The organism is Tenacibaculum dicentrarchi, assembly GCF_964036635.1.
Classification (GTDB): domain Bacteria; phylum Bacteroidota; class Bacteroidia; order Flavobacteriales; family Flavobacteriaceae; genus Polaribacter; species Polaribacter dicentrarchi.
On sequence record NZ_OZ038524.1, the window covers coordinates 2503117 to 2528125 of the forward strand.

The window sequence follows — 25009 nt, forward strand, 5'->3', positions numbered from 1 at the left end:
ATTTTATAAATACGTTGATTAAAACAGCAACCCTAACATTATTGTTGGGGTTGCTGTTTTAAAAATATAAAAATGCGTCTTCTATATGATGAATATTAAAACCTTCTTTGTTTTTTAAAATTGCGATAATATCAAATCGAACCTCAACATCTAAATCTTTTTGATTTACATAATTATCAATTGCATAAACCAATAATTTTATTTTCTTCGGATTTACAAAATCTTGTGGATTACCAAAATAAGAACTAGACCTTGTTTTTACTTCTACAACAATTAAAGTATCTGACTTTTTAGCGATAATATCAACTTCAGCCTTTTTAAATCGATAATTTTTCTCAACTATAACGTATCCTTTATTTTGTAAATATTCAATAGCTAACTGCTCACCTTTTATTCCAAGTTCATTATGTTGTGCCACTACTTAAATTTTACAGTTACTATTTTATCATTATTTACTTCAACAGTTCTTCCCATAATTAAAGCTCTGTTATCAGGTTCATGACCTGCAGGAAAATTAAATACAACAGGAATATCTTTAGGAATTACATCTAAAATTAATTGTTCGATAGAACTTCCCCAAGGTGTTGAATTTTTTTTAACCTTAGTCATATCGCCAACAATAACGGCATTTACTTTTGTAAAATATCCTGCACGTTTTAAGCTTTGTAACATTCTGTCAATCGAATATTTGTATTCGCCTATTTCTTCAATAAATAAAACTTTATTTTCTGTTGATATTTGACTCTCCGAGCCTAACATCGATGTTAAAATAGCAATATTTCCGCCAATTAATTCACCTGAAAATTTATTTATTTTATTAGGAGTTCTATTATATTTTGACGTTATAATTTGATATGATAATTTTTCACCAAACAATACTTTTTTAAGCGATGCAATACTTTCTGCAAGTACTTCAGGTTTATCTTGCAAACTTGTTCCCATTATTCCGTGAATCGTTTCTACGCCTAAATTATGAATATGATTATGAAACGCTGTAATATCAGAATAACCAATTACCCATTTAGGATTTTCAATAAATTTAGAAAAATCTAATTTATCTAATATTCTAACAGAACCATAACCGCCACGAGCCGACCAAATAGCTTTAATATTCGGATTATCTAAAGCATCTTGAAAATCTTGACAACGCTGTTCGTCTGTTCCCGAAAAATGATGAGATTGATTAAACATATGTTTTCCATAAACAACTTTTAATCCCCAACTTTGGGCAAGTTTTTTGGCTTTATCAATAATATGTTTTCTATTTTTTAAAATTCCAGCAGGAGCTAGAATTACAATAGTATCGCCTTTTTGTAAAAATGGTGGTGTTTTTAATTTCATAAAATTATTTTGAGCGTTCATTGACATTGACAATAATAGCGATACTAACAATGAAAAAACAAACATTTTTTGTTTCGTAAATCTCATAAATAATGTTGTTTTAAGTTAATTTACGCTCAAAATAATAAAACTAATAATATTCAACTAGTTTTTAACTTCTTTTTTAATCTAGAAATTATTCAATATTTAAATTGGTAATCATTTTTATTCGTGTGGTATTATATTTTTCTCCTTTATAAACACCGTTTTCTTTCTTTTTTAATTGATAAATCGCCTGATACGTTCCTTTTTTATAAGGTATAAAATAAAACATTCCATTTTTATCAGTTTTTTTAACTGATGTCCAACCATCGGGGCTATATACTTTTATTTCTTTATCAATAGCAATTTCTCCATCAATATAAAACGTAGCATATACTTTTTCTTTTACTCGCCAAGTAGCTTTATGACTGTTATAACTTCCGTAGCCATTTTTAGCAGGAAAAGGAACAATATCATATTTCATCATCGGCTTTAAATTGGGCGTTCCTTCTTGTTTTGTTCTCCATGAAGTAGCTTCAAAAGTAGTACGTAAATAAGTTGCATCCTTTAATAAACCTAAACCATGTTTGGTATAATCTTTAATTGTACCTGTTTCGTTAAAGGCTACTATTTGATAAATTCCAGATGTTTTTGGGGTAAATTTTCCTGATACAGATGTTTCAGAAGGTGTTAATAATAAGGTTTCTTTATTATCCGAATTAGGAAGTTTTACATAGCCTTTAAATTCTTTAAAAATTTCACCATCATACCATTTTAAGCCTTTTTCTATAACATTTTCTCTAATTTCACCAAAATATAAATTCACTTTAGCCTTATCGCCTACTTTTCCTTTATTTTTTATTTGCATCCAAACACTATGTGACATGAATATTGGCAATACTATCAAAATTATTAAAAAATTTATTTTTTTCATGATATATTATTTTTTTAAACCGACACAATCTTAAAACTATAAAATTGTGTAAGTTTTTTTTAGGGGAATTAAAATCTGTATCGTGTTGTTAAGCTAAATTGTGTTGGGTCTATAGGGTTTACACTACCATATCGATAGGCAAAAAATGTAAATTCATCTAAAATATTGGTTACTTTTAAATTCACATCAAAGTTTTTTTGCTGATAACCAACACCCGCATTTAACAATGTGTATGCTTTTTGGATGTATGGATTATTTCCTCTATAAAAATCATTTCCAAGGCGTTCACTTGTATATTGACCTCCAAAATTAAGAGAGAAATTTTTTAAAGCACCACTATTAAATTTATAATTAGACCAAAAACCTAACTGATGTTCTGGAGTTTGCTGTGGTCTAGTTCCTGCTTTAAAAAATCCGCCTTCGCCATATTCGGCATCTATATAAGAATAATTTGCACTTAATGTTAATCCTTCAAAAGGTTTTGCAGAAGCATCAAACTCTAAACCTCTATATTTTGTTCCAGGACCTATTGCATGTCTTTCAGGTCTATTAGGACTTGTTACATAATCATCACTATTAATAATATAATAAGTCGCATTTACATTAAATCTTCCAGCGTAAAAACTATTTTTTGTTCCTACTTCAAATTGATTTGTGTAAAATGATGGTAAAATATCATCATCATCATTTAACCTGAATCTATTATTTGGATTAAAAGTATTTGTAAAACTTGCAAAAATTGAATTATCTTCTGTGAGTTTATACGTTAAACCGATACTTGGTGTAAAAGCGACATCATCATATTCTTTCAATACAATATCCCCAGGTTTATTTCCGCTGTAATCGATTAAGTAAACATTTTCTGAACTACCATCAACAACATCCATTCTTACAGATGCCAATAAGTTTAAATAATCAGTAATGCTTAATAAATTTTGAAACGAAATTCCTACGCCTACAAATTTATTATCGCCTAAATAAGATTTATCCATCGTTACCAATCCCTTTTGAATTGTGTTTTTATTAAATAAATAAACATCATCAAAGCCTCTTATTGAATTATAATTTACTGTTTTTTGATTTCTATTATCATAATCGATACTAAAACTAGTACGATTTTTCATTCCTAAAACAGCATATTTACCTGTTAAATTAATTTGTGCTCCAAAACCGTTTTCAATCCAAGATTGCTTTTCTAGTGTTCTGCTAATTCTAATATCATTTCCTTCTAAAAAATATTGATTAGAAAAACCACTTCCTGTTCTAACATAATCATAATCAGAAATAGAAGTTCCTAAGGCAATATTTAAATTCCATTGTTCATTTAATTGAGAATCTAATTTTAAATTAGCATTAAATTGATTTGAATTTCTGTTATTAAAAGGACTTCCTATAAATCTTTTTCTTAAATCTTTTGTTATTTTAGAATACAAACGTTGCTGTCCTTTTTCTTGTAAATAAACAGGTTTTTCTTTTCCTTCATTATCTATTGTTGTTCCTGTAATAATTCTATCTTCAAAAATTGGCAATCCAAAATCAAACGGACGTTTATCTTTTAAATATTCTACATTCAAATCGATAGTGGTATTTTCTGATGCTAAATATCTAAAAGCTCCATAATTAAAATAACGCTTGGTTTTTACGGTTTCTCTAAAACTGTTTGCCATATCGGTTGTAGAAACAAATCTGAAGGCTAATTTTTCTGATAATTTAAAATTATAATCTAACGTTGGCTTGATAAAATCGTAGCTTCCATATCTGAAAGAAATAGTTCCTTTGGTTTCAAAAAATGGTTTTTTAGTCACATAATTTATAGTTGCTCCTGGCGATACATATCCAAAATTAATAGCCGCTCCACCTTTTAAAATTTCTACTTTTTCAAATGATTGTAATTCAGGAGTTGCTAAATATTGATTAGTACTAAACCTTATACCGTCTCTAAACATAAAACCTAAGTAACGTAAACTTAAACCTCTAGCACCAAAAGTTTCAGAAACTCCTCCATAACCTTTATTAAATTGAAAAACTCCAGAAACATTAGTCATTACCTCCCCTAAAGTCAAGGATTGTTGTTGTTCTATTAATGATTTACCTACAACATCAGATGAATTTGGCATATCAATAGTTTTAGCACCTAATCGGTTTGTAGATACTTTAGATTTGTTTTTTTGTTGTAAATTACCATTAACTATTACCTCTTTTAATGCTTCGGTTTTAGACAACATTACTAGATTTACAATATTATTTTTAGTTGATAATGTAATCTTATTTATAATTGTTGCATACCCTATTTTTGAAGCTTTTAAAACTATTTTTTTAGATTTTAATTTATCTAAATAAAATTCTCCTTTACTATTAGAATACACACCTTTATTAAGGTCAGATAATACAATTGTTACATTTTCAATTGGATTTCCATTTTTGTCTGTGATTTTCCCTTTTACTGTTTTTAAATCTTGAGAAAAAATGACGGATGTTACGAACATCATTAATAACAATAGTCCTTTATTATTCATCTTATTTATATATTTTATTTATAATAATTTTTAAATGAGGACAAAAGTATATCATTATTCTTATTTAGACAAAATAAAGATAACTGTTTTTAAGGATATTTTAAAAAGCTGTTTAATTTTAAGTATTTTTGCCTATCAAAATTGATTTTTAAAATGACTACACCAAAAAGATATACAATTACAGCGGCATTACCTTATACAAACGGTCCTATACACATTGGGCATTTAGCAGGTGTTTATGTTCCTGGAGATATTTACGCACGTTTTTTACGTGGAAAAGGAAAAGATGTTACTTTTATTTGCGGATCTGATGAGCATGGTGTAGCAATACCAATGCGTGCAAAAAAAGAAGGTGTTACACCACAACATATTATTGATAAATATCACGGAATTATTAAAAAATCATTTGTTGATTTTGGTGTTTCTTTTGATAATTACTCTCGTACATCTTCTGAAGTTCATCATAAAACAGCTTCTGATTTTTTCACAAAATTATATAATGATGGAGAATTTATTGAAGAAGTTACAGAGCAATTATACGATGCTGAAGCTAATCAATATTTAGCTGACCGTTTTGTGGTTGGAACTTGCCCAAAATGTGGAAATGAAGAAAGCTATGGTGACCAATGTGAAAAATGTGGAACAAGCCATAATGCAACAGATTTAATCAATCCAAAATCGGCAATTACGGGAAATATTCCTACTTTAAAAGAAACAAAACACTGGTTTTTACCTTTAGATAAACACGAAGATTTTTTACGTAAATGGATTTTAGAAGGTCATAAAAGTGATTGGAAACCAAACGTTTTAGGGCAATGTAAATCTTGGATTGATGACGGATTACGCCCAAGAGCCGTAACTCGTGATTTAGACTGGGGAATTCCTGTTCCTGCTGAAGGAGCTGATGGAAAAGTTTTATATGTTTGGTTTGATGCGCCTATCGGATATATTTCATCAACCAAAGAATGGGCAGAACGTGAAGGTAAAAATTGGGAAGATTATTGGAAAAAAGACGATACTAAATTAGTACACTTTATCGGAAAAGACAATATTGTATTTCACTGTCTTATTTTTCCATCAATGTTAAAAGCACATGGAGATTATATTTTACCTGAAAATGTACCTGCAAACGAATTTTTAAATTTAGAAGGTAATAAATTATCTACTTCTAAAAACTGGGCAGTTTGGTTGCACGAATATTTAGAAGATTTCCCAAATCAGCAAGATGTTTTACGTTACACTTTAACAGCAAATGCTCCTGAAAGTAAAGACAACGATTTTACTTGGAAAGATTTTCAAGCAAAAAATAATAATGAGTTAGTCGCTATTTTTGGGAATTTTATAAATCGTGTGGTTGTTTTAACTAACAAATATTACGAAGGAAAAGTACCTGTTGCGAGTGATTTATCAGAAGTTGATGAAGATACTTTAGCTACTTTAAAAGAGTTTCCTAATGTAATTGCTAAATCAATTGAGCGTTACCGCTTTAGAGAAGCATCTCAAGAATTAATGAATTTAGCACGTTTAGGTAATAAATATTTAGCCGATGAAGAGCCTTGGAAAATGATTAAGGTTGATACAGAACGTACTAAAACAATTATGAATGTAGCTTTACAAATTGCTACTGGATTAGCTATTTTATCAGAACCTTTTTTACCTTTTACTTCAACAAAGTTAAAATCAATTTTAAATATTGATGCTAATTTAACTTGGAATGATGTATCAGAAAAAGACATTTTAATTTCAGATAATCATCAAATTAATAAAGCCGAATTATTATTTTCTAAAATTGAAGATGTTGAAATTGAAAAACAATTAGCAAAATTAGAAGCTACTAAAAAAGCAAATGAAGCTGAAAACAGAGTTCTTGAGCCTCAAAAAGAAACCATTGAATTTGATGATTTCACAAAAATAGATATCCGTGTAGGAACTATTACTGCTGCCGAAAAAGTTGCAAAAACTAAAAAATTATTAAAACTTACTGTTGATGTTGGGCTTGATACCAGAACAATTGTTTCGGGAATTGCTGAAAGCTTTAAACCTGAAGATATTATTGGACAACAAGTTTCTGTTGTTTGTAATTTAGCACCACGTAAATTAAAAGGAATAGAAAGTCAAGGAATGATTTTAATGATTGATACGCCTGATGGTAAACTTGCATTTTCACAACCTTCTGAAAAGGTAACAAACGGAGAGTTTATATCTTAAAAAAATAACATTTTACTATATTTGAAACCTCACTTTAAAAAGTGAGGTTTTTTTATTTCAAATAACTACGCTATGCAACTCATCAATTATATAATTTCTCGCTGTCAAATTTCTTTAAAATCGATTCAAAGTACTATTGAATTATTAAATGAAGATTGTACTATTCCTTTTATTGCTCGCTACAGAAAAGAAAAAACTGGTAATTTAGATGAAGTTGAAATCGGTTTAATAGTCGAATTAAAAGAGCAATTTGAAATCCTTGAAAAAAGAAAAAAAACAATCATAAAAGCCATTGAAGAACAAGATGCTTTAACCGATGAACTAAAAAATAAGATTGATAAAACAGAAAATATTACTGCTTTAGAAGACATTTATCTTCCTTATAAAAAGAAACGAAAAACAAAAGCCGAAACTGCTCGTAAAAACGGATTAGAACCTCTGGCAAAAATGATAATGAGTCAGCGTATAAATGACTTAAATTTTACTGCATCAAAATATAAAAACAAAGAAGTTTTATCCGAAGAAAAAGCCTTAGAAGGCGCACGTCATATTATATCAGAATGGATAAATGAACGCACCGATGTTCGAAATAATATTCGTAAAGAATTAGCACGTTTTTCTGTTATAAATACTAAAATTGTAAAAACAAAAAAAGAAGAAGAAAACGCCCAAAAATTTAAAGATTACTTTGATTGGAATGAAAGTTTTAGTAGAATTCCTTCTCATAGATTTTTAGCTATTCTTCGTGCCGAAAAGGAAGGTTTTATCAGAATAAAAATTGATATAGATAACGAAAGAGCTATTCAGAAAATAGAAAACAGTATTATTCGTTCTCAAAATAATTGTAGTGAACAGATTGAATTAGCTATTGCCGATGCTTATAAACGCTTATTGTTGCCTGCTTTAACAAATGAAGCAATGGTAATTGCTAAAGAAAAAGCAGATGAGAGTGCAATAACAGTATTTACAAAAAATTTACAACAACTCTTATTAAGTGCTCCGTTAGGCGAAAAACGAATTTTAGCGATTGACCCAGGTTTTCGTTCAGGTTGTAAAGTGGTTTGCTTAAATAAACAAGGCGATTTATTACAAAATGAAACTATTTATCCACACGCACCGCAACATAAATCTGATGAAGCTATTCAAAAAATAAATGCTTTAGTTGAAAAACATAACATTGAAGCAATTGCAATTGGAAACGGAACTGCATCAAGAGAAACGGAACAGTTTATCAAAAAAATATCTTTTAAAAATAACATTTCGGTTTTTGTTATTAGTGAAGCTGGAGCATCTATTTATTCGGCTTCAAAAATTGCTAGAGATGAATTTCCTGATTACGATGTTACCGTTCGTGGTGCAATTTCTATTGGTCGTAGATTGGCTGACCCATTGGCTGAATTAGTTAAAATTGATGCAAAATCGATTGGTGTAGGGCAATATCAACATGATGTTGACCAAAATAAGCTAAAAAAATCATTAGATACTGTTGTAGCACATTGTGTAAATAAAGTAGGCGTAAATATAAATACGGCTAGTGTTTCGTTATTAAGTGCTGTTTCAGGGATTGGAATAAAACTAGCCGAAAATATTGTAAATTATCGAAATGAAAATGGTGCTTTTAAAAACAGAACTGCCATAAAAAAAGTACCTCGTTTAGGCGGAAAAGCATTTGAACAATCCGCAGGTTTTTTACGTATTAAAAATGGCGATAATCCTTTAGATAATTCGGCTGTACATCCCGAACGTTACGCCTTAGTTAAACAAATGGCAAAAGATTCTGGTAATAAAATTATCGATTTAATAGGAAATAACTCAGTTTTAAAACAATTAAAATTACAACAATATGTTACCGATTCTTACGGATTACCTACCCTTCAGGATATTGTAAAAGAATTAGAAAAACCTGGATTAGATCCTAGAGAAAAAGCAAAAGAATTTAGTTTTAACGAACACGTTAAAACTATTGATGATTTAAAAATAGGAATGATTCTTCCAGGAATTATCAACAATATTACAAATTTTGGTTGTTTTGTCGATATCGGAATTAAAGAAAGTGGTTTAGTTCATGTTTCTAACCTTTCAAATACTTTTGTAAAAGATATAAATGAACATGTTACTTTAAATCAGCATGTACAAGTAAAGGTTTTAGAGGTCGATGTAACAAGAAAACGCATTCAACTTTCTATGAATTTCTAATATTTTTTTAAGGATAAAACAAATAATTATTAGAAGCAATTTCCCGCTTTTCGCACTCGCTTTTTTTTGAAGAAAAATCAAAAAAAGAGCTCAAACAAATGCTACAATCGGGGCTAGAAATTTGTACACATTTTTAAATTATTAGATAATTTTAAAATCATAAGTTATCAAATAAAAATACCCGAAAACGTTTAAATTTTCGGGTATTTTTTATATCAAAAAAGATACAATTTACTTTATTGTATTTGAAGAACCTAATAATTGTGTTGCTTCTAAAACAATCATATAAGCTTCTGAGTCGTGCTTTTCAACAAGATTTTTAAGCGTCATAATTCTATTTTTATTTATCGATAAAAATAAAATATTACGCTGATTACCTTGCGATAAATTATTACCTTCAATTAAAGTTCCTGAAATTCCCATTTTAGAGGCTATCACCATTTTTAAGGTATTTAAATCATCTGAAGCAATATGTACAATTTTATTTTGCTTACGTCCTGTAACTACTAAATCTATAAATTTACTAGCTACAAAAATACTTAGCATTGCCCACAAGGCAAGTTCTAAATCTTTAAAAACAAGTGCTGATAAAAGAATTATTAAAATATCTAAAGTTAAAATTACTGTTCCTGGTTTAAAGTCATATTTATCTTTTAAAATACGTGCTATAATAGCACCACCACCTGCCGACGCATCTCCTTTAAAAATAACTCCAATCCCTAAGCCTACACAAACACCACCATAAATAGTAGATAACAATGTGTTATCACTTAATGCAGGGAATTTAAAAACCTCTCTAAATAAATCAATATATAAAGCCAAAGAAACAATAGAAATCATAGTTCTAAAAGCAAAACGTTTTCCTATATATTTTACACTTATTAATAATAAAGGTGCATTTGTAATTAACAACAACATCCCTATCGGAATATTAGAAATATAATTTAACACAATTGACAAACCAGAAGTTCCTCCTGTTGCTATTTTATTTGGTGCTAAAAAGCCAACAACACCAATAGCTAAAATTAAACTACCACTGAGTATGAAAAAATAATTTTTTAACTCATTTTTTAATTTTATAATATTCATTCTTATTGTTTTATTTTTTTAGGGCGCAAAAATACCTCTAATATTAAAAAATAAGAGTATTTTTAATGTTATTTATTTGAGTAAAATTCAGCACAAATTAAGTTTAATAGACCGTTTATTTACATTTCATATTTTTACTGCTTCTATTTCAGAAGATAGTTACTTTTTAGCACCCAACATTAAAAACTCATTTACAGTTATTTCAGTTACGTATCGTTTTTCACCTTCCGAAGGTTCATAAGAACGATAGGTTAATTTACCTTCAACCATTACTTCTTTTCCTTTTTTTAGGTATTTTTCAATAAGTTCCGCAATTTTACCCCAGGCTATTAAATTATGCCATTGTGTATCTGTTACTTTTTCACCAGCCGAATTTTTATAGGTTTCGTTAGTTGCTAATGAAAATTTAGCTAACTTTTTACCACTTTCTAATGTAATTATTTCTGGATCATTTCCTAAATTTCCTACTAACTGTACTTTGTTTTTTAATGCGTTCATCATGTTTGTTTTTATAGTTAAATAATTTTAAATTGCCTTTCAAATAAATTGACACTGCAAAGATGAAACAGTATTAAACCTCTAATCGGTTAGTAATCGTTTGTTTTCGTTTGTAAATGAATGTAAACGTTTAATTTACTTTAATACTTCGTGTTTTATCAGAAAGTTGGCAACAATTCCCCTTTTTTCGGGAAAGAAAATAATTACTTTATGCTAACGTTTGGTTAGAATATAAGAGCAACGATGGGAATATTAAACTAAAAAGGAAATACTGAACAACGAAACATTATAAAATTTTTTAAGCAATGGAATGATAAACCTTTTTACAATTAATATTTGAATATTTGAAAAAACAAGAATTTGTAGTTGCATACTTAATATAAAAAAGAATTATGTCATATCTTTTGATAGTATTTTATTTTCTAATACTTTTAATACTTTTAATACAATTAGTACTACATAAATATAAAGGAAATAAAATGACAAATGGGTTCATATTGTTTTTAAGTTTATTGTTTTATTTTGTGTTTTTCCAAATTATTTTCGAAATGAACAAACCCGAACCTATCGCAGATTCTGAAGGAAGAATTAGATATCCAAGGAATTGTTTGTTGCCTACACCTATGGTTGCCATTATTTTTTGTTTTCCTGGGTGGTTTACCTCAATATTAACATATGTAGGCTGGATTATTTATACAAAGTACAATCAGAAACTAAAGAATAGTTGACATACAAATAACTTTTATGAATATAAATTAGTGTTTTAGAGTAAATTAATGCCGAAAAACGAAGGCTAAAAACATTGATAGCCAGTACAGTATAATATTAATTGCTGATTTTAGCCAATTTACGAAAGTCCTTGCAGACTTTCTATCCGTGATTTATTTACTAACTTTAGTGCTTAAAACACGCAACTAATCTTATATATAAACGCTATAACTAATGCAAAATGTGAATATAGTTTTTACTTTAATTTTATTTAGTTGTTTAAGAAATCTTTCTGCTCAAGAGAAAGTAGTTGCTGTTTCTGGAAAATTTATGGAGCAAAACAGCACTTTATATATTAGTAAAGAAGTTCAAAGAGCATTATTTATAAAGACAAAAGGACATCTTATATTACCTGAATATGGGTTTATTTTAATGCTTACAGAAGAAGATGCAATAAAATACGACAGAAAATATTTAGTAATAATTCCCTCAAAACATAGGTATGAATTTAATGATAGTAAAGGCAAAATTCTTAATCTAAAAGTATGCCAACTCACCCCTGATAATCCGTTTGTTTACTACATTAAAAACGATATAATTTCAAGTGATATAAACAAGGAGTTTTTTAAAATCACAACAATCAAAGATACTATTGAATACAGGCAGGTAAAAGGCAATCAGCATAAACTAACCTACACCAAAGAATGGATTGAAAATATCGATAATCCGAAAGAAGTCGTCATTAAAACTAGCTCTAGGAATTGTGGGATAACTGGTAAATATCTAAGAGAATTTGAATCAAAATCTGTTTTTTATAAAAAATCAATTTCCCATTTAGCAAAGCAACAATTACATTATGTCGCAAATTTATTTAGGGAAATCGATAGAGAGAACTGGACTAAAAAACAGTGGCAAGAATGGTTTGAAAACACCATAAATACCGAACCTAAAACACTGAAAGACTGCAACTCAAAAAACTGGAGTAAACCTTCATATTTCAAAAACAACTTTAGAGACCCAGCAAAATTTAATCTTAATTCAAGTAATAATCAAGTTTTACGAATAGAAGTAAATCCTAACTACAAAAAGTATCAAAACAAACAAATTTTAGCTTTTGACCTTGAGCAAGGAGAAGATTTTAAAAGAAAATTTAATCCCAAAAATATTCCTAATGGCATTAAAGCAATTGAAAGTAATAATGATAACTTATATTTAATAAATAAGTATTTCAAATGGTTTCATTATAAACTAAACACAGAAACTGATAACTATGATTTGGTTTCTAAAAAGGATATTCTTCCTCCTAAATTCACTAAAAACAAAAAAAGACCTCCTATTGACCAAACTTATACAAATCTTACTAATATGTTTTTTACGTTTCAAACAGAAGATACAAAAGAAATTTACATCGTAAGTCTAAACACTAAAAATGGAGAAACCACAGCGATAAAAAGTATTACCGAGCTTACAAAAAGAGTTGATATTAAATATGATAAAAAAAACAGTTCAATTGCTAAATTAAACTACGGAAGTAATACTAGTCAATATTTTATTACCGCCTTTGGAAGTCATAATAATTATTATATTATAAAAATGAATAGCAATTTAAATAATGTAAGTCTAAGTAAAATTTCATCTAAAATTCAAGATAAATTTACGGCTATTCAATCTTCTAATTTAATTCAGTTTATTAACCAAGATGACGACTATTATAATAGGGGTAAAAATCCAAAAATTAATGTATGGACATACAGCCTTGATTTAAAAAAAGTAAACGAAAAATTTATCCCAGTAAATCACAATTACAATAGATATTCTTCAATCATAGTCAAAAATAAAAGTGGCTTTGGTATTGTAAGTACTCATAGAACAAATTATTTATACCAAATAACATATCGAGAATTTGACAATAACAAAAAACTTATTAATGAAAAATGCGTCTATTCAAATTTACCAATAGAAGAAATAAATAGTACTAATAATTTACAATTAGAATATTTAAAAAAAATTAATAGCAAAATGTATCTTTTTTTTAACGATGGTAAAGCATTACGATTTTCAGAATTTTAAAAGGATATTCTTTTATATAAAAATTATTTTGAGAAGTTCTAATGTTGTAATACTTCTAAAAACACACTATTTTGTAACATCAACTTATAAATATATGAGACCTTATGGAATATAAGAAATGTTTAGAATGTGAAAACAAGGTTATCGGTCGAATTGATAAAAAATTCTGTTCTGATTATTGTAGAAATGCCTATAATAACAAAGTTAATAAACAGAGTAAAAACCTGATTAGAAACACGAATAATCGCTTGCGAAAAAACTATAAAACACTAAGCGAACTAAATATTTCAGGAAAAACAAAAGTAAGCAGGCGCACATTATTTGACAAAGGATTTGACTTTAAATTCATTACATCAATATATACTACAAAAACAGGAAACACCTATTTTTATGTATATGACCAAGGTTATTTAGTACTCGAAAACGAACTTTATTTATTAGTTAAACAAGATTAAAAAAAGCGTTTTACTTTAGTAGTAAAACGCTTTTTTAATACTATTATTAAAAAACTATGCTATTTGAGATACACGCAAAGTATTTACCATTCCTTTTGCTTGTACAGGCATTGACGATAAATTAATCATAAAATCGCCAGTTTTCACAAAACCTTTTTCTTTTGCTATTTCGTTAATATCTTCTAGGGTATCATCGGTACTTAAATTTCTATCGTAATAAAAAGCCCTAACTCCCCATAAAAGGTTTAATTTTCCAAGTATTCTTTTTTCAGATGAAAAAGCTAATACGTGCGATTTTGGTCGCCATGCCGAAACTTGAAAAGCTGTATATCCACTATTTGTTAAAGTTGTAATTGCTGATGCTTTCATATCATCTGCCATTAAAGCAGCGTGATGACATATCGATTTTGTAATAAATCTATTAGTACGAATATGTGGTGCTTCTTGTGGTACTTCTATTAAATTTGAAAACTCAACACTTCCGATAATTTCAGTCATTTTTTGAATAACTCTTAAAGGATGCTTTCCTACTGATGTTTCACCTGAAAGCATAACTGCATCTGCTCCATCCATAATTGAATTTGCAACATCGTTTACCTCTGCTCTTGTTGGAACGGCATTTTCAATCATGGTTTCCATCATTTGAGTAGCAATAATTACAGGAATTCTTGCTTGTTTAGCTCTTCGAACCAACATTTTTTGAATTAATGGAACATCTTGCATTGGTATTTCTACACCTAAATCACCACGAGCTACCATTAACCCATCGCAATACGGAATTAAAGCATCGATATTTTCAATTGCTTCTGGTTTTTCAATTTTAGCAATTACAGGAACTCTATACATAGAGTTTTGGTCTATTAAATCGCGTAACATTCTCAAATCTTCAGGATTTCTAACAAATGATAAAGCAATCCAATCTACTTCTTGTTGTAAAGCAAAAATTGCATCTTTTTTATCTTTTTCCGTTAATGCTGGTAATGAGATATTAGTATTTGGTAAATTAACCCCTTTTTTTGAACTTAAAATACCACCTACAACTACTTTTGTTTTTACTTCTTTATGTTTATCAGTAGAAACTACTTCAAATAATAATTTTCCATCATCTACTAAAATATGTTCTCCTGCTTTCACATCTTTAGGAAAACGTTGATAAGTCATAAATGCTTTTTCGTTTGTACCAATACATTCTTCTGTTGTAAAAGTAAATGTGTCACCTGCTTTTAATTCTACAGCATCATTCATAACTCCTACACGTAATTTAGGACCTTGTAAATCAGCTAAAATTGCTAGGTTATAACCTTTTTCTTCATTAATTTCTCTTATTTCTCGAATACGATTTTTTACATTATCATAATCGGCATGTGAAAAATTTACTCTAAAAACATTAACTCCAGCAGTTGCCATTTCTGTTAAAATTTCTTTGTTGTTAATTGCAGGACCTAATGTTGCTACTATTTTTGTTTTTTTATTGTGTGGCATAATTTAAAATATTAAAAAATCTTTCGACTTTAAAGATTCAACTTTTACTTCGTATGAGGTTATAATTTGGGGAATTTCATTTATTTTTTTAATTATTTCAATAATGTAATTAATATCTAAACCACTTTCTATTTTTAAAAAATAGTCTATTTTTTGTTTTTCTGGAAGAAGATATTTAACTTCATTTTTTTTATCAAAAATAGTTGTTACTCCTATTTTATCAATAGCCTTATAAGAATTAGCTATTAAAAACCAATCGTAGCCCAATACTGTATCTTTATATTCATATACAGGATAAAAAAATGTATTATTTTTTTCTGTGAAGTCTAAATTATAAACTGCTTTACTAAATTTTGTACCTAAAAATTTATTTAGTAAATAGGCTAGTTTATATTCATCTAGTACTGTTTGAACACCTATTAATGTATAATCATTAATAGATAACTCATCTATATTTAATGTATAAGTAACCATAAAACAATTATTTGCTTATGGCTAAATTACTGAATGTATCTAAATATAATGTGAATTTCAAGAAAACCTTTATGTAGTTATGTTAAGATTTTCCCATTTGTGTTTGCATTGCAAAATAAGCTCTTTTTGCGGCTATTTCTTCTGCTTTCTTTTTTGATGTAGCTCTTCCTTTTCCTGTAACCTTTCCATCAATATGAAGTGTTACACTAAAGTGTTTTTTAGCTTGATTTCCTGAATCTTCAAATGATTCAAATTTATACTTTTTCTTATTTTTTTGACACCACTCAATAACATATCCTTTATAGCTCGATATTTTACCTTCTAGTCTTTCAATATTAACATATGGTAATATCACTTCCTTGTAAATAAATTCTAGGCAGTAATTATAACCTCTATCTAAATAAATAGCGCCAATTAAAGCTTCAAAAATATTACCATAAAGGTTATTACTTATATGTTCTTGTGCAATATTACTTTTTACAAAACGTATTAAATCTAAGTCTTTACCTAAAGTATTCAAATGCTCTCTACTAACTACTTTAGAGCGCATTTGAGTTAAATAACCTTCATCACCTTCAGGCACTTTTTTGTATAAGTAAGATGCAATTACAGACCCTAAAATAGCATCGCCTAAAAACTCTAAACGTTCATAATTAATAGGGCGTCCTTTTTTATCAACTAATTTTAAAGACCTGTGTGTAAATGCTTTTTTATAATGAGAAAGCTTTATAGGCTTAAAATTAAGTAGTTTTTTTAACTCGTAGTAAAAAATTTCATCCTCTTTATTTTGGGGTTTAACTATTCTACGAAGAAAATCCATATATTATTAATCTAATTTTCTAAAAACTACACAAGCATTATGCCCACCAAAACCAAATGTATTACTCATCGCTACTTTAACATCTCTTTTTTGAGGTTTATTTAGTGTTAAATTTAATTCAGGATTAATATTTTGATCAACATTAACATGATTAATTGTTGGAGGAATAATTCCATGTTCCATTGCTAATATTGCAGCAATAGATTCAACAGCACCAGCAGCACCTAATAAATGCCCTGTCATAGATTTTGTTGAGTTAATATTAATATTTTTAGCATGTTCACCAAAAACCTTAGAAATTGCCTTTAATTCGGCTACATCTCCTAATGGAGTAGAAGTACCATGTGTGTTAATGTGGTCAACATCTTCTGGTTGAAGCCCTGCATTTTCTAAACAGTTTTTCATTACAGCAACAACTCCAATACCTTCAGGATGTGGCGCAGTCATGTGGTGTGCATCTGATGACATACCTCCACCAATAACTTCTGCATAAATTTTAGCTCCACGAGCTTTTGCATGTTCGTACTCTTCTAAAACAATTGCTCCAGCTCCTTCACCTAAAACAAAACCATCACGGTTTGCATCAAAAGGTTTTGATGCCGATGTTGCATTTTCATTATTTGTAGAAAGTGCATGCATTGCGTTAAAACCTCCAACACCTGCATATGTAATTGCAGCTTCACTACCTCCTGTTACAATAACATCACAGTGCCCTAATCTGATATAGTTTAAGGCATCAATCATTGCATTTGCCGATGATGCACAAGCAGATACCGTTGTATAATTAGGTCCCATAAATCCATTTTTAATAGAAATATGACCTGGTGCGATATCAGCAATCATTTTAGGTATAAAAAATGGATTAAACCTAGGGGTACCGTCACCAGCACCAAAGTTTATTGCTTCGTTTTGAAAAGTTTCTAAACCTCCAATACCTGCTCCCCAAATTACACCTACTCTAAACTTGTTAATTTGGTCTAAGTTTAATTTAGAATCTGCAATAGCTTCATCAGAAGCTACCATTGCATATTGGGTAAAGCGATCCATTTTACGGGCATCTTTCCTGTTAATGAAATCTGTTACCGTAAAGTTTTTTAACTCACATGCAAAACGAGTTTTGAACTTGGCAGCATCGAAATACGTTATAGGCGCTGCTCCGCTAACTCCGTTAACTAAGCTATTCCAATATTCTTCTTTATTATTTCCTATTGGCGTTAATGCGCCAAGTCCAGTTACTACAACTCGTTTTAATTGCATATGAATTTTATATAAAATTATTTTTTAGCTTCTTCAATATAGCTAACTGCCTGTCCAACAGTCCCAATGTTTTCTGCTTGATCGTCTGGAATTTGGATATCAAATTCTTTTTCGAATTCCATGATTAATTCAACAGTATCTAATGAATCTGCTCCTAAATCATTTGTGAAGCTTGCTTCGTTCGTTACTTCGTTATCGTCTACTCCTAATTTATCTACGATAATTGCTTTTACTCTTGATGCTATGTCTGACATAATTTGTTTGTTTTTAAATTTAAAGTCGAGGCAAAAATACAAATCTTAGCTATTAATACTAACTTTTGTACAAAAATGTGATGTTTTATATAAAAATAATTCTAAATCTTTTGCTACAAACACCGTCGTTGTTAATAATTATCCTTTTTTTTGTAGTAACAAAATAATCAAATTTAACATGAAACGTATCGTAATTTTTGCTTCAGGTTCGGGTAGTAATGCCGAAAATATTATTAAATACTTTCAAAAAAGTACAACCGCCACCGTTACTCATGTACTATCTAACAATGAACATGCCAAAGTTTTTGACAGATGTGAACGCCTACAAATTGACGCGTCATTATTTGATAAAGAGAGCTTTACAAAAGATGACACTGTTTTATCTTTTTTACAAGCAGAAGCTGACATAATTGTACTTGCTGGTTTTTTATGGCGTATTCCTGCTAAAATAGTTGCTGCTTTTCCTAATAAAATCATCAATATTCACCCTGCTTTACTTCCTAAATACGGTGGAAAAGGCATGTATGGTAATAATGTTCATAAGGCAGTTAAAGAAAATAACGAAGCTCAAACAGGTATTACCATTCATTATGTAAATGAAAATTACGATGAAGGTGCTATTATTTTTCAAGCAAAAACAGCTTTAACTCCTTCGGATTCTTCGGATGATATAGCCGCTAAAATTCATGTTTTAGAGCAGGATAATTTTCCTCAAGTTATTGAACAGGTCATTAAAAAAATTATTGAAGAAGACTTGAAGAAGTAATATCAAAAAATGGCTAAAAAAAAATATTACGTCGTTTGGAAAGGTCAAAAAACAGGTGTTTTTACCTCTTGGAATGTTTGTAAAAAGTACATCACTAATTTTCAAGGAGCCCAATACAAGGCTTTTATCGATCAAAAACAAGCCGAAATCGCTTTTACCAAAAGTTACGATGACTATAAAGGAAAAGACACCAAAAAAGTTATTTTATCTGATAAAGAAAAAGCAAGCTACGGAATACCTAATTTAGAAAGTATTTCAGTAGATGCCGCCTGTTCAGGAAACCCTGGCGTAATGGAATACAGGGGTGTTTTAACCAAAAGTAAAAAAGAAATTTTTAGGTTAGGTCCTTTTAAAAAAGGCACCAATAATATTGGTGAATTTTTAGCTTTAGTACACGGAATTGCTCTTTTAAAGAATAAAAAAATGGATACCTACCCTATTTATTCTGATTCTAGAACAGCAATGAGTTGGGTTCAAAAAAAACAATGTAGAACAAACTTAGCTTTTAATAGTAGTAATCAAGAAATTTTAAATTTGATAAAACGTGCCGAAAAATGGCTCAAAGAAAACACTTATAACAACCCTATATTGAAATGGGAAACCAAGGCTTGGGGTGAAATACCCGCCGATTTTGGCAGGAAATAAAATAACAAAAAAATAACCAAGTACAAATTTGTACTTGGTTATTTCCAATTTATTAACAATAAGAAATTATTGTTAACGCACTATAGCTATTTAAAACTATTTAATAGCCATTTTTGTTTCCTCTTTCCAGGTTTGAACACTTGCAATAACATTATTATTATAGTCAATTTCTTTTAAACCATCTTCTTTCCACATAAACCATTTCCCTACTTTTTTTCCTGCTTCATAATGTGCAATTGTAGTTTTAATGCCTTTCTCATTAAAAGAAATCCAAGTTCCTGTTAATTTTTTATCTTTAAAAAAGCCTTGTTCTTTTACTTGACCATTTTCATGAAAGTAAGTAGCTTTTACTAAATCATTTTCTTTTTCAAATGTTGTTTCTGGCGTCTGAGCTTGCAATAATGATATAGATAATATGCAAACAACTAATATAAATTTTTTCATATATGTTCTTTTTAAATTAATATTCTCTTTCGATATTACAAATATATAAAAAAATTTACATAAAACAACCATTTACGTAACATTAATTTAACATTGGGGTTTTATGGCGTATTATTTAATTCTTAAATTAATTTTATAATCACTACATTTACAATGTATTAACTATTTTAAACAAAAATAATATGGCAGTTATGAAAGTTATTGAGGTTTTATCTAATTCTGATAAAAGTTGGGAAGAAGCAACAAGAAAAGCAGTAAAACAAGCTTCTAAATCGGTAAAAAATATTAAATCGGTATTTGTACAATCGCAAAGTGCAGTGGTTGATGGTGATGATGTTACTGAGTTTAGAGTCAATTTGAAAATTACTTTTGAAGTAAAGTAATACTATAAACACTTACTATTATAAAAGTGGTTTTGTGAAAGCAAAACCGCTTTTTTTAGCTAAAAATAAACACATAGAATCAAAATAGCTTCAAGAAAACACTCGAATTAACAAGAATCATCAAAAAAAAGCTAAAAACTTACGGAAAATAAGGATGTGAAACTGAAATAAATTCAGATTGACGGATGCTATTTTTTATTTTTATGTTACAAAAAATTTTTAGATAAAATTTAAACAGATGCTAAAACCTGAATACAATTACTCCTCTTTTTTTAAAGAAGATACAACCTATTTTGTAAAATAGTTGAAGATTAGTAACAATGCCTAGCCCCGATTGAAGCATTTGTTTGAGCTCTTTTTTATTTTTCTTTTTGAAAAAATAAAAAAAGCGAGTGCGTAAAGCGGGAAATTGCTTCAAAATAAAATAACGAAACAAGGCAGTAAATACCTTTATATAGTTCCTGTTTTTAGAGTTTTAGTGTCGTTTATTTATTTTTTCATTTAAAAAAAATTTACAGATATTTTTAAATTTATACTTTACTTTTACAGTCTAATTTAAAAAAATCATAAAATGGAACAAAACATCCTAAAATTAAAAGACCTTTTATTTGAATTTGGCCCAAAAGTAATTTCGGCATTAATTCTTTTATTTGTAGGACTTTGGGTTATTAAAATTCTAACAAAAGCAGTAAATCAATTAATGCTAAAACGTAATTTAGACGCCTCTTTACAAGGTTTTTTAGCTAGTTTAATTGGTTGGGGTTTAAAAATATTTTTATTCGTTACTGTTGCAGGTCAATTAGGGATAGAAACAACCTCTTTTGCAGCAATTATTGCCGCTTTAGGTTTGGCTATTGGTATGGCATTACAAGGTGCTTTATCTAACTTTGCTGGTGGTGCATTAATTATGGTTTTTAAGCCTTTTAAAATTGGTGATTATATTGAAGCCCAAGGTGAACAAGGTACTGTTAAAGAGATTCAAATATTCACAACAAAATTAAATACTGTTGATAATAAAGAAGTAATTGTTCCTAACGGGATATTATCTAACGGAAATATTGTTAATTACTCTTCGGAAGAAAACAGGCGTGTTGATTTGGTTTTTGGTGTTTCTTATGATGCTGATATCAAACAAACAAAAGAGGTATTGTTAAGTGTTTTAAACAATACTCCTTATGCTTTGAAAAATCCTGAACCTGCTGTTATGGTTAGTGAATTAGCAGATAGTTCTGTTAATTTTACCACAAGAACTTGGGTGAAATCTGCCGATTACTGGACGGCTCATTTTTATATTATTGAAAATATGAAAATAGCATTAGATAAGGCCGGAATTGAAATTCCTTATCCACATGCTGTTGAAATTCAAAAAGAAGCTTAAACTTTCTTTTTTTCAACACCAGCAACAAAATCTTTTAAATAAAAAGGTTCAAAATAAGCGACATCTTCGATGTCGTTTTTTTTGTATTTAGCCTCACTTAATACTGCCATTTGTGTTGCCGATGGAAATTTATCTTCAATAAAAATAGCGTTATCATGCTGTAATATTTCTTTACATTTAGCTGCTCCATCGCCTAAAAAATAAACGTTTCCTTGTGCTAATTCTTCTTTAAAAGAGTTTTTATCAATAATTTGAGCTTGAATTTCACGTACATCTTCATATTTTGAGTTATAAACTGCTGAATATACTTCCATTCTTCGAGCGTCTAACATCGGTACAATTAAACCCTGATCTACAGAAATACTATGTGCTAATGAATTTAATGTTTCAATAGAAATTAACGGTTTATTTATGGCAAAACAAATTCCTTTTGCTGCCGAAACACCAATACGAAGCCCTGTGTATGAGCCTGGTCCTTTACTAACGGCTACGGCATCAATATTAGGAGCTGTTATCTTTGCTTCTTTTAAAAGTTCATCAATAAAAGGGTGTAATTTTTCTGCATGAGAATAATTACCGTCGTTTAATTCTCTAATAGCGATAATTTCGCCATTTTCTGCTAAGCATACCGAACAATTTTTAGTTGCTGTTTCTATATTTAAAATTATCGCCAATTGAAATCTATTTATTTATTACAAATTTTTTGCAAAGATACATTATAAACAAAAAATGGCGTTCATTTTTACATAACGCTATTTTTTAGTATAAAACAATGTGATTATTAATCAACAATAGCTTCTCCAAAATAGAATTTTAAGACTTTTGTTTTAAACACATAATCGTATTTAGAGCGAATCATTGCGCCTTGAGCAGTTACCAGCTTATTGCGTACTTGGTCAAAATCAAATTGTGTTATTGAACCATGTTTATAACCTACTTGTGCATTTTTAAAGGCTTCTTGTTGTGCTTCTAATGATATTTTTGCTACTTCAAATGTTTTTGCTGCTGCTTTGGCTTCTAAAAATGACGTTGTTATTTCTTGTTCTAATTGTAATTGTTTGCTTTGTAAATTAAAAGTACTTTGTTCTTTGTTAATTGCAGCTTTTGCGACCCTATTTTTAGTTTGAAAACGATTGAATAAAGGCACATTTAATGAAAGCCCAATACCATAGCCTAAATTATCTTTTAATTGTTTAAAAAAGTAAGTGTTAGGTTTTTGCCCTGGAAGTAAATCAAAACTATGCCCAAAATTTGTGGCGGCATTTGCTGAGGCTGTTAGTGTTGGTAAATAAGCTCCTTTTGCCATTTCAATACTTAAATCTGCATTTTTAATATTCAATTTAGCTTTGGCTATTTCAGGTCTGTTTGTAAGCGCTTTTCTGTAAACACTTTGTGCCGAATCATACAATAAAGCGGCAGATGGTGCGTCAATTTTTATAGCTGCTACATCAAAATTAGGGCTAGAAACTTGCAATACTTGCTTTAAATTTAACAAGGCTAAGTTTAAGGTGTTTTCTTGTAGTACTAAATTTTGTTGGTCATTAGCAGCAGTTGCTTTTGCATTTAATAAATCACTTTTTGGTATTGCACCTACATCAAATTTTATAGTTGCTTGTGCTGTTTGGTTTTTACTTATTTCAGACTGTACCTTAGCGACCTTTAAATTTTCTTTTGCAAACAGTACATTTAAATAGTAATTTACAACGTTTAAAGAAATATCATTAGTTATTTTGGCTACCTCTAATTTACGTGATTGAACGCCTAACCTTGCTTGTTTTAAGGTGTTTAAATTTCTAAAACCATTAAAAATTGTTACTCCTGTATTTAAACTATATGAGTTTCCAAAGGTATTTTGTGATACTAAATTTCTTGTAACAGGATGTAAAGTGGAACCAAAACCTAAATTGGAACTTGTAGAACCGTTTAGGTTGGGTAAAAAATTACCTTTTGCTATTTCTGTATCTTTTTCAGCTAATTTAATTTGTAGCTTATTTTGTTTAATCGTAATATTATTTTCTAATGCGTGATTAACACATTGTTTTAATGTCCATTGTTTTTGAGAAAAACCAGCTATCGAAGTACATAAAGCTGCGAGTATTACCATTTTTGTTTTCAAGACGAATGTTTTTAATATAGTTAGCTAATTCAAAAGAAGTCATCAATAAAATGAAATTACTAAGTTATTGATTACTAAACGATGTGTTTTTAAACAGGTTTCTTTTTTATTTTTAAGTATAATGAAAAAACCAGTATTTTCTTTTTTTTATAAGACGACTAAAATGAATATATGTTACAAAAAAAAACACTCTTATTTAGAGTGTTCATTTTTTAATACTTTTTTGATGATTTTTTATGTTTATAGATAAAGTAAAATAATACTCCTACTAAAATATAAGGAAATATCATTAAATAGGTAATTCCGTTATTAACACCCTCGGCAATGGTTTCATTTCCGCCTTCTACAACCGCCTTACACATAGCGCATTGGGCATTTGCATCCGAAGAAATAATTAATACTAAAATTATTAAAAGTTTTTTATACATAATATGGAGATATCATTAAATACACAATTACACCTGTTACAGCAACATATAACCATAAAGGAAACGTAATTTTTGCTATTTTTTTATGTTCAGGGAAATCACCTAAACGAGCTCTCATAAAGGTAATCAATACAAAAGGAATTACAATTATTGATAATATAATATGTGTTATCAGAATAAATAAATAGATATACTTCACAATTCCTTGCCCTCCAAATGAGGTGGAATCTGAAGTCATATGATATGCCACATACAGTACTAAAAATAGTGCCGAACAAACAATTGCTGTAGTATTTAGTTGTTCGTGTAATTTTTTATTTCCTTTTTTAATCGCAATTACTGATGCTATTAATAATACAGCGGTTAGTCCGTTTATACTCGCATATATTGGTGGTAAAAACGATAGTGGCTCAACATTAGGGATTTTAATTCCAAACAATGCTGCAACAGCTATTGGAATTACAATAGATACAATGCTGATTAATTTTTTATATTTTTGTTCTTTTGTATTCATAATACTTGTTTA

Annotated in this window: 24 protein-coding genes; 8 read left to right on the plus strand and 16 right to left on the minus strand. The window is 29.0% G+C overall.

All coding sequences use genetic code 11. From position 1 onward, the window contains the following. Positions 1-58 precede the first annotated feature (58 nt). From ABNT14_RS10940 to ABNT14_RS10955, 4 genes are all read right to left on the minus strand, one after another. Positions 59-418 carry a YraN family protein gene (locus ABNT14_RS10940; RefSeq protein ID WP_101903241.1) on the minus strand — a complete coding sequence of 120 codons (360 nt, stop codon included), beginning with the start codon at positions 416-418 and terminating at the stop codon, positions 59-61. Further along, positions 418-1428 (minus strand): S66 peptidase family protein, encoded by a 1011-nt coding sequence (locus ABNT14_RS10945; RefSeq protein WP_234985002.1) that lies wholly within the window; start codon positions 1426-1428, stop codon positions 418-420. Before ABNT14_RS10945 ends, ABNT14_RS10940 begins: the two co-directional genes overlap by 1 nt. 88 nt (positions 1429-1516) lie before the next feature. Next, positions 1517-2296: a hypothetical protein gene (locus tag ABNT14_RS10950; RefSeq protein ID WP_145993581.1), complete on the minus strand. Its 780-nt coding sequence runs from the start codon at positions 2294-2296 to the stop codon at positions 1517-1519. Positions 2297-2364: 68 nt separating this feature from the next. Continuing rightward, the gene (locus ABNT14_RS10955; protein ID WP_101903243.1) at positions 2365-4812 is read right to left on the minus strand and encodes a TonB-dependent receptor; all 2448 of its coding nucleotides are present in this window, start codon (positions 4810-4812) and stop codon (positions 2365-2367) included. 153 nt (positions 4813-4965) lie between these two features. On the opposite strand from ABNT14_RS10955, the gene metG reads away from it, so the two are divergent. Together metG and ABNT14_RS10965 are read left to right on the plus strand one after the other, a co-directional pair. Continuing rightward, positions 4966-7020 (plus strand): methionine--tRNA ligase, encoded by a 2055-nt coding sequence (metG, locus tag ABNT14_RS10960; protein WP_101903244.1) that lies wholly within the window; start codon positions 4966-4968, stop codon positions 7018-7020. A 72-nt stretch (positions 7021-7092) separates the two neighbouring features. Beyond that, on the plus strand, positions 7093-9216 hold the full coding sequence (locus ABNT14_RS10965; protein WP_101903245.1) for a Tex family protein: 2124 nt from the start codon (positions 7093-7095) through the stop codon (positions 9214-9216). A gap of 231 nt (positions 9217-9447) precedes the next feature. Here ABNT14_RS10965 and ABNT14_RS10970 read toward each other — a convergent pair whose 3' ends face one another. Continuing rightward, complete coding sequence (locus tag ABNT14_RS10970; protein ID WP_101903246.1) at positions 9448-10305, minus strand: YitT family protein; 858 nt, start codon at positions 10303-10305, stop codon at positions 9448-9450. A 159-nt stretch (positions 10306-10464) separates the two neighbouring features. Further along, on the minus strand, positions 10465-10803 hold the full coding sequence (locus tag ABNT14_RS10975) for a single-stranded DNA-binding protein (RefSeq protein ID WP_101903247.1): 339 nt from the start codon (positions 10801-10803) through the stop codon (positions 10465-10467). Between the two features lie 942 nt (positions 10804-11745). Here ABNT14_RS10975 and ABNT14_RS10980 point away from each other — a divergent pair. Beyond that, a complete protein-coding gene (locus ABNT14_RS10980; protein WP_101903249.1) occupies positions 11746-13581 on the plus strand; it encodes a hypothetical protein in 1836 nt (611 codons plus the stop codon). 104 nt (positions 13582-13685) lie between these two features. Then, complete coding sequence (locus ABNT14_RS10985) at positions 13686-14036, plus strand: hypothetical protein (protein ID WP_058885933.1); 351 nt, start codon at positions 13686-13688, stop codon at positions 14034-14036. A 54-nt stretch (positions 14037-14090) separates the two neighbouring features. Here ABNT14_RS10985 and pyk read toward each other — a convergent pair whose 3' ends face one another. The 5 genes from pyk to ABNT14_RS11010 all read right to left on the minus strand — a co-directional run bounded on the left by pyk (position 14091) and on the right by ABNT14_RS11010 (position 18323). Continuing rightward, entirely contained in the window at positions 14091-15518 is a 1428-nt protein-coding gene (pyk, locus tag ABNT14_RS10990) for a pyruvate kinase (protein WP_101903250.1), read from the minus strand. A gap of 3 nt (positions 15519-15521) precedes the next feature. Continuing rightward, a complete protein-coding gene (locus ABNT14_RS10995; protein WP_101903251.1) occupies positions 15522-15992 on the minus strand; it encodes an IPExxxVDY family protein in 471 nt (156 codons plus the stop codon). Between the two features lie 82 nt (positions 15993-16074). Continuing rightward, positions 16075-16812, minus strand: a complete 738-nt coding sequence (rnc, locus tag ABNT14_RS11000) for a ribonuclease III (RefSeq protein ID WP_101903252.1) — start codon at positions 16810-16812, stop codon at positions 16075-16077. A gap of 6 nt (positions 16813-16818) precedes the next feature. Beyond that, positions 16819-18069: a beta-ketoacyl-ACP synthase II gene (fabF, locus tag ABNT14_RS11005; RefSeq protein WP_101903253.1), complete on the minus strand. Its 1251-nt coding sequence runs from the start codon at positions 18067-18069 to the stop codon at positions 16819-16821. Between the two features lie 17 nt (positions 18070-18086). Beyond that, entirely contained in the window at positions 18087-18323 is a 237-nt protein-coding gene (locus ABNT14_RS11010) for an acyl carrier protein (RefSeq protein WP_068702406.1), read from the minus strand. A 178-nt stretch (positions 18324-18501) separates the two neighbouring features. On the opposite strand from ABNT14_RS11010, the gene ABNT14_RS11015 reads away from it, so the two are divergent. Both ABNT14_RS11015 and ABNT14_RS11020 read left to right on the plus strand, forming a co-directional pair. Next, entirely contained in the window at positions 18502-19089 is a 588-nt protein-coding gene (locus ABNT14_RS11015; RefSeq protein WP_101903254.1) for a phosphoribosylglycinamide formyltransferase, read from the plus strand. Between the two features lie 9 nt (positions 19090-19098). After that, positions 19099-19734, plus strand: a complete 636-nt coding sequence (locus ABNT14_RS11020; protein WP_101903255.1) for a viroplasmin family protein — start codon at positions 19099-19101, stop codon at positions 19732-19734. A gap of 96 nt (positions 19735-19830) precedes the next feature. Here the strand turns inward: ABNT14_RS11020 and ABNT14_RS11025 are convergent, their stop codons facing one another. Next, positions 19831-20178: a toxin-antitoxin system YwqK family antitoxin gene (locus tag ABNT14_RS11025; protein WP_101903399.1), complete on the minus strand. Its 348-nt coding sequence runs from the start codon at positions 20176-20178 to the stop codon at positions 19831-19833. 182 nt (positions 20179-20360) lie between these two features. On the opposite strand from ABNT14_RS11025, the gene ABNT14_RS11030 reads away from it, so the two are divergent. Both ABNT14_RS11030 and ABNT14_RS11035 read left to right on the plus strand, forming a co-directional pair. Further along, positions 20361-20561 carry a dodecin family protein gene (locus tag ABNT14_RS11030; RefSeq protein ID WP_058885941.1) on the plus strand — a complete coding sequence of 67 codons (201 nt, stop codon included), beginning with the start codon at positions 20361-20363 and terminating at the stop codon, positions 20559-20561. Between the two features lie 571 nt (positions 20562-21132). After that, the gene (locus ABNT14_RS11035; protein WP_101903256.1) at positions 21133-21939 is read left to right on the plus strand and encodes a mechanosensitive ion channel family protein; all 807 of its coding nucleotides are present in this window, start codon (positions 21133-21135) and stop codon (positions 21937-21939) included. On the opposite strand, the gene tsaB is transcribed toward ABNT14_RS11035, so the two are convergent. The 4 genes from tsaB to ABNT14_RS11055 form a co-directional block, all read right to left on the minus strand. Beyond that, positions 21936-22613: a tRNA (adenosine(37)-N6)-threonylcarbamoyltransferase complex dimerization subunit type 1 TsaB gene (gene tsaB, locus ABNT14_RS11040; RefSeq protein ID WP_101903257.1), complete on the minus strand. Its 678-nt coding sequence runs from the start codon at positions 22611-22613 to the stop codon at positions 21936-21938. The two genes, ABNT14_RS11035 and tsaB, sit on opposite strands and share 4 nt — an antisense overlap. 107 nt (positions 22614-22720) lie before the next feature. Beyond that, positions 22721-24055 (minus strand): TolC family protein, encoded by a 1335-nt coding sequence (locus ABNT14_RS11045; protein WP_101903258.1) that lies wholly within the window; start codon positions 24053-24055, stop codon positions 22721-22723. Between the two features lie 212 nt (positions 24056-24267). After that, positions 24268-24483 carry a hypothetical protein gene (locus ABNT14_RS11050; RefSeq protein ID WP_101903259.1) on the minus strand — a complete coding sequence of 72 codons (216 nt, stop codon included), beginning with the start codon at positions 24481-24483 and terminating at the stop codon, positions 24268-24270. Beyond that, entirely contained in the window at positions 24476-24997 is a 522-nt protein-coding gene (locus ABNT14_RS11055) for a DUF420 domain-containing protein (RefSeq protein WP_101903260.1), read from the minus strand. The genes ABNT14_RS11050 and ABNT14_RS11055 overlap by 8 nt, the downstream gene beginning before the upstream one ends. Between the last annotated feature and the right edge of the window lie 12 nt (positions 24998-25009).

Coding starts and splice junctions, on each gene's coding strand:
- ABNT14_RS10945 (WP_234985002.1), bottom strand. CDS start 1,428: ATGAGATTTACGAAACAAAAAATGTTTGTTTTTTCATTGTTAGTATCG.
- ABNT14_RS10950 (WP_145993581.1), bottom strand. CDS start 2,296: ATGAAAAAAATAAATTTTTTAATAATTTTGATAGTATTGCCAATATTC.
- ABNT14_RS10955 (WP_101903243.1), bottom strand. CDS start 4,812: ATGAATAATAAAGGACTATTGTTATTAATGATGTTCGTAACATCCGTC.
- metG (WP_101903244.1), top strand. CDS start 4,966: ATGACTACACCAAAAAGATATACAATTACAGCGGCATTACCTTATACA.
- ABNT14_RS10965 (WP_101903245.1), top strand. CDS start 7,093: ATGCAACTCATCAATTATATAATTTCTCGCTGTCAAATTTCTTTAAAA.
- ABNT14_RS10970 (WP_101903246.1), bottom strand. CDS start 10,305: ATGAATATTATAAAATTAAAAAATGAGTTAAAAAATTATTTTTTCATA.
- ABNT14_RS10975 (WP_101903247.1), bottom strand. CDS start 10,803: ATGAACGCATTAAAAAACAAAGTACAGTTAGTAGGAAATTTAGGAAAT.
- ABNT14_RS10980 (WP_101903249.1), top strand. CDS start 11,746: ATGCAAAATGTGAATATAGTTTTTACTTTAATTTTATTTAGTTGTTTA.
- ABNT14_RS10985 (WP_058885933.1), top strand. CDS start 13,686: ATGGAATATAAGAAATGTTTAGAATGTGAAAACAAGGTTATCGGTCGA.
- pyk (WP_101903250.1), bottom strand. CDS start 15,518: ATGCCACACAATAAAAAAACAAAAATAGTAGCAACATTAGGTCCTGCA.
- ABNT14_RS10995 (WP_101903251.1), bottom strand. CDS start 15,992: ATGGTTACTTATACATTAAATATAGATGAGTTATCTATTAATGATTAT.
- rnc (WP_101903252.1), bottom strand. CDS start 16,812: ATGGATTTTCTTCGTAGAATAGTTAAACCCCAAAATAAAGAGGATGAA.
- fabF (WP_101903253.1), bottom strand. CDS start 18,069: ATGCAATTAAAACGAGTTGTAGTAACTGGACTTGGCGCATTAACGCCA.
- ABNT14_RS11010 (WP_068702406.1), bottom strand. CDS start 18,323: ATGTCAGACATAGCATCAAGAGTAAAAGCAATTATCGTAGATAAATTA.
- ABNT14_RS11015 (WP_101903254.1), top strand. CDS start 18,502: ATGAAACGTATCGTAATTTTTGCTTCAGGTTCGGGTAGTAATGCCGAA.
- ABNT14_RS11020 (WP_101903255.1), top strand. CDS start 19,099: ATGGCTAAAAAAAAATATTACGTCGTTTGGAAAGGTCAAAAAACAGGT.
- ABNT14_RS11025 (WP_101903399.1), bottom strand. CDS start 20,178: ATGAAAAAATTTATATTAGTTGTTTGCATATTATCTATATCATTATTG.
- ABNT14_RS11030 (WP_058885941.1), top strand. CDS start 20,361: ATGGCAGTTATGAAAGTTATTGAGGTTTTATCTAATTCTGATAAAAGT.
- ABNT14_RS11035 (WP_101903256.1), top strand. CDS start 21,133: ATGGAACAAAACATCCTAAAATTAAAAGACCTTTTATTTGAATTTGGC.
- ABNT14_RS11050 (WP_101903259.1), bottom strand. CDS start 24,483: ATGTATAAAAAACTTTTAATAATTTTAGTATTAATTATTTCTTCGGAT.
- ABNT14_RS11055 (WP_101903260.1), bottom strand. CDS start 24,997: ATGAATACAAAAGAACAAAAATATAAAAAATTAATCAGCATTGTATCT.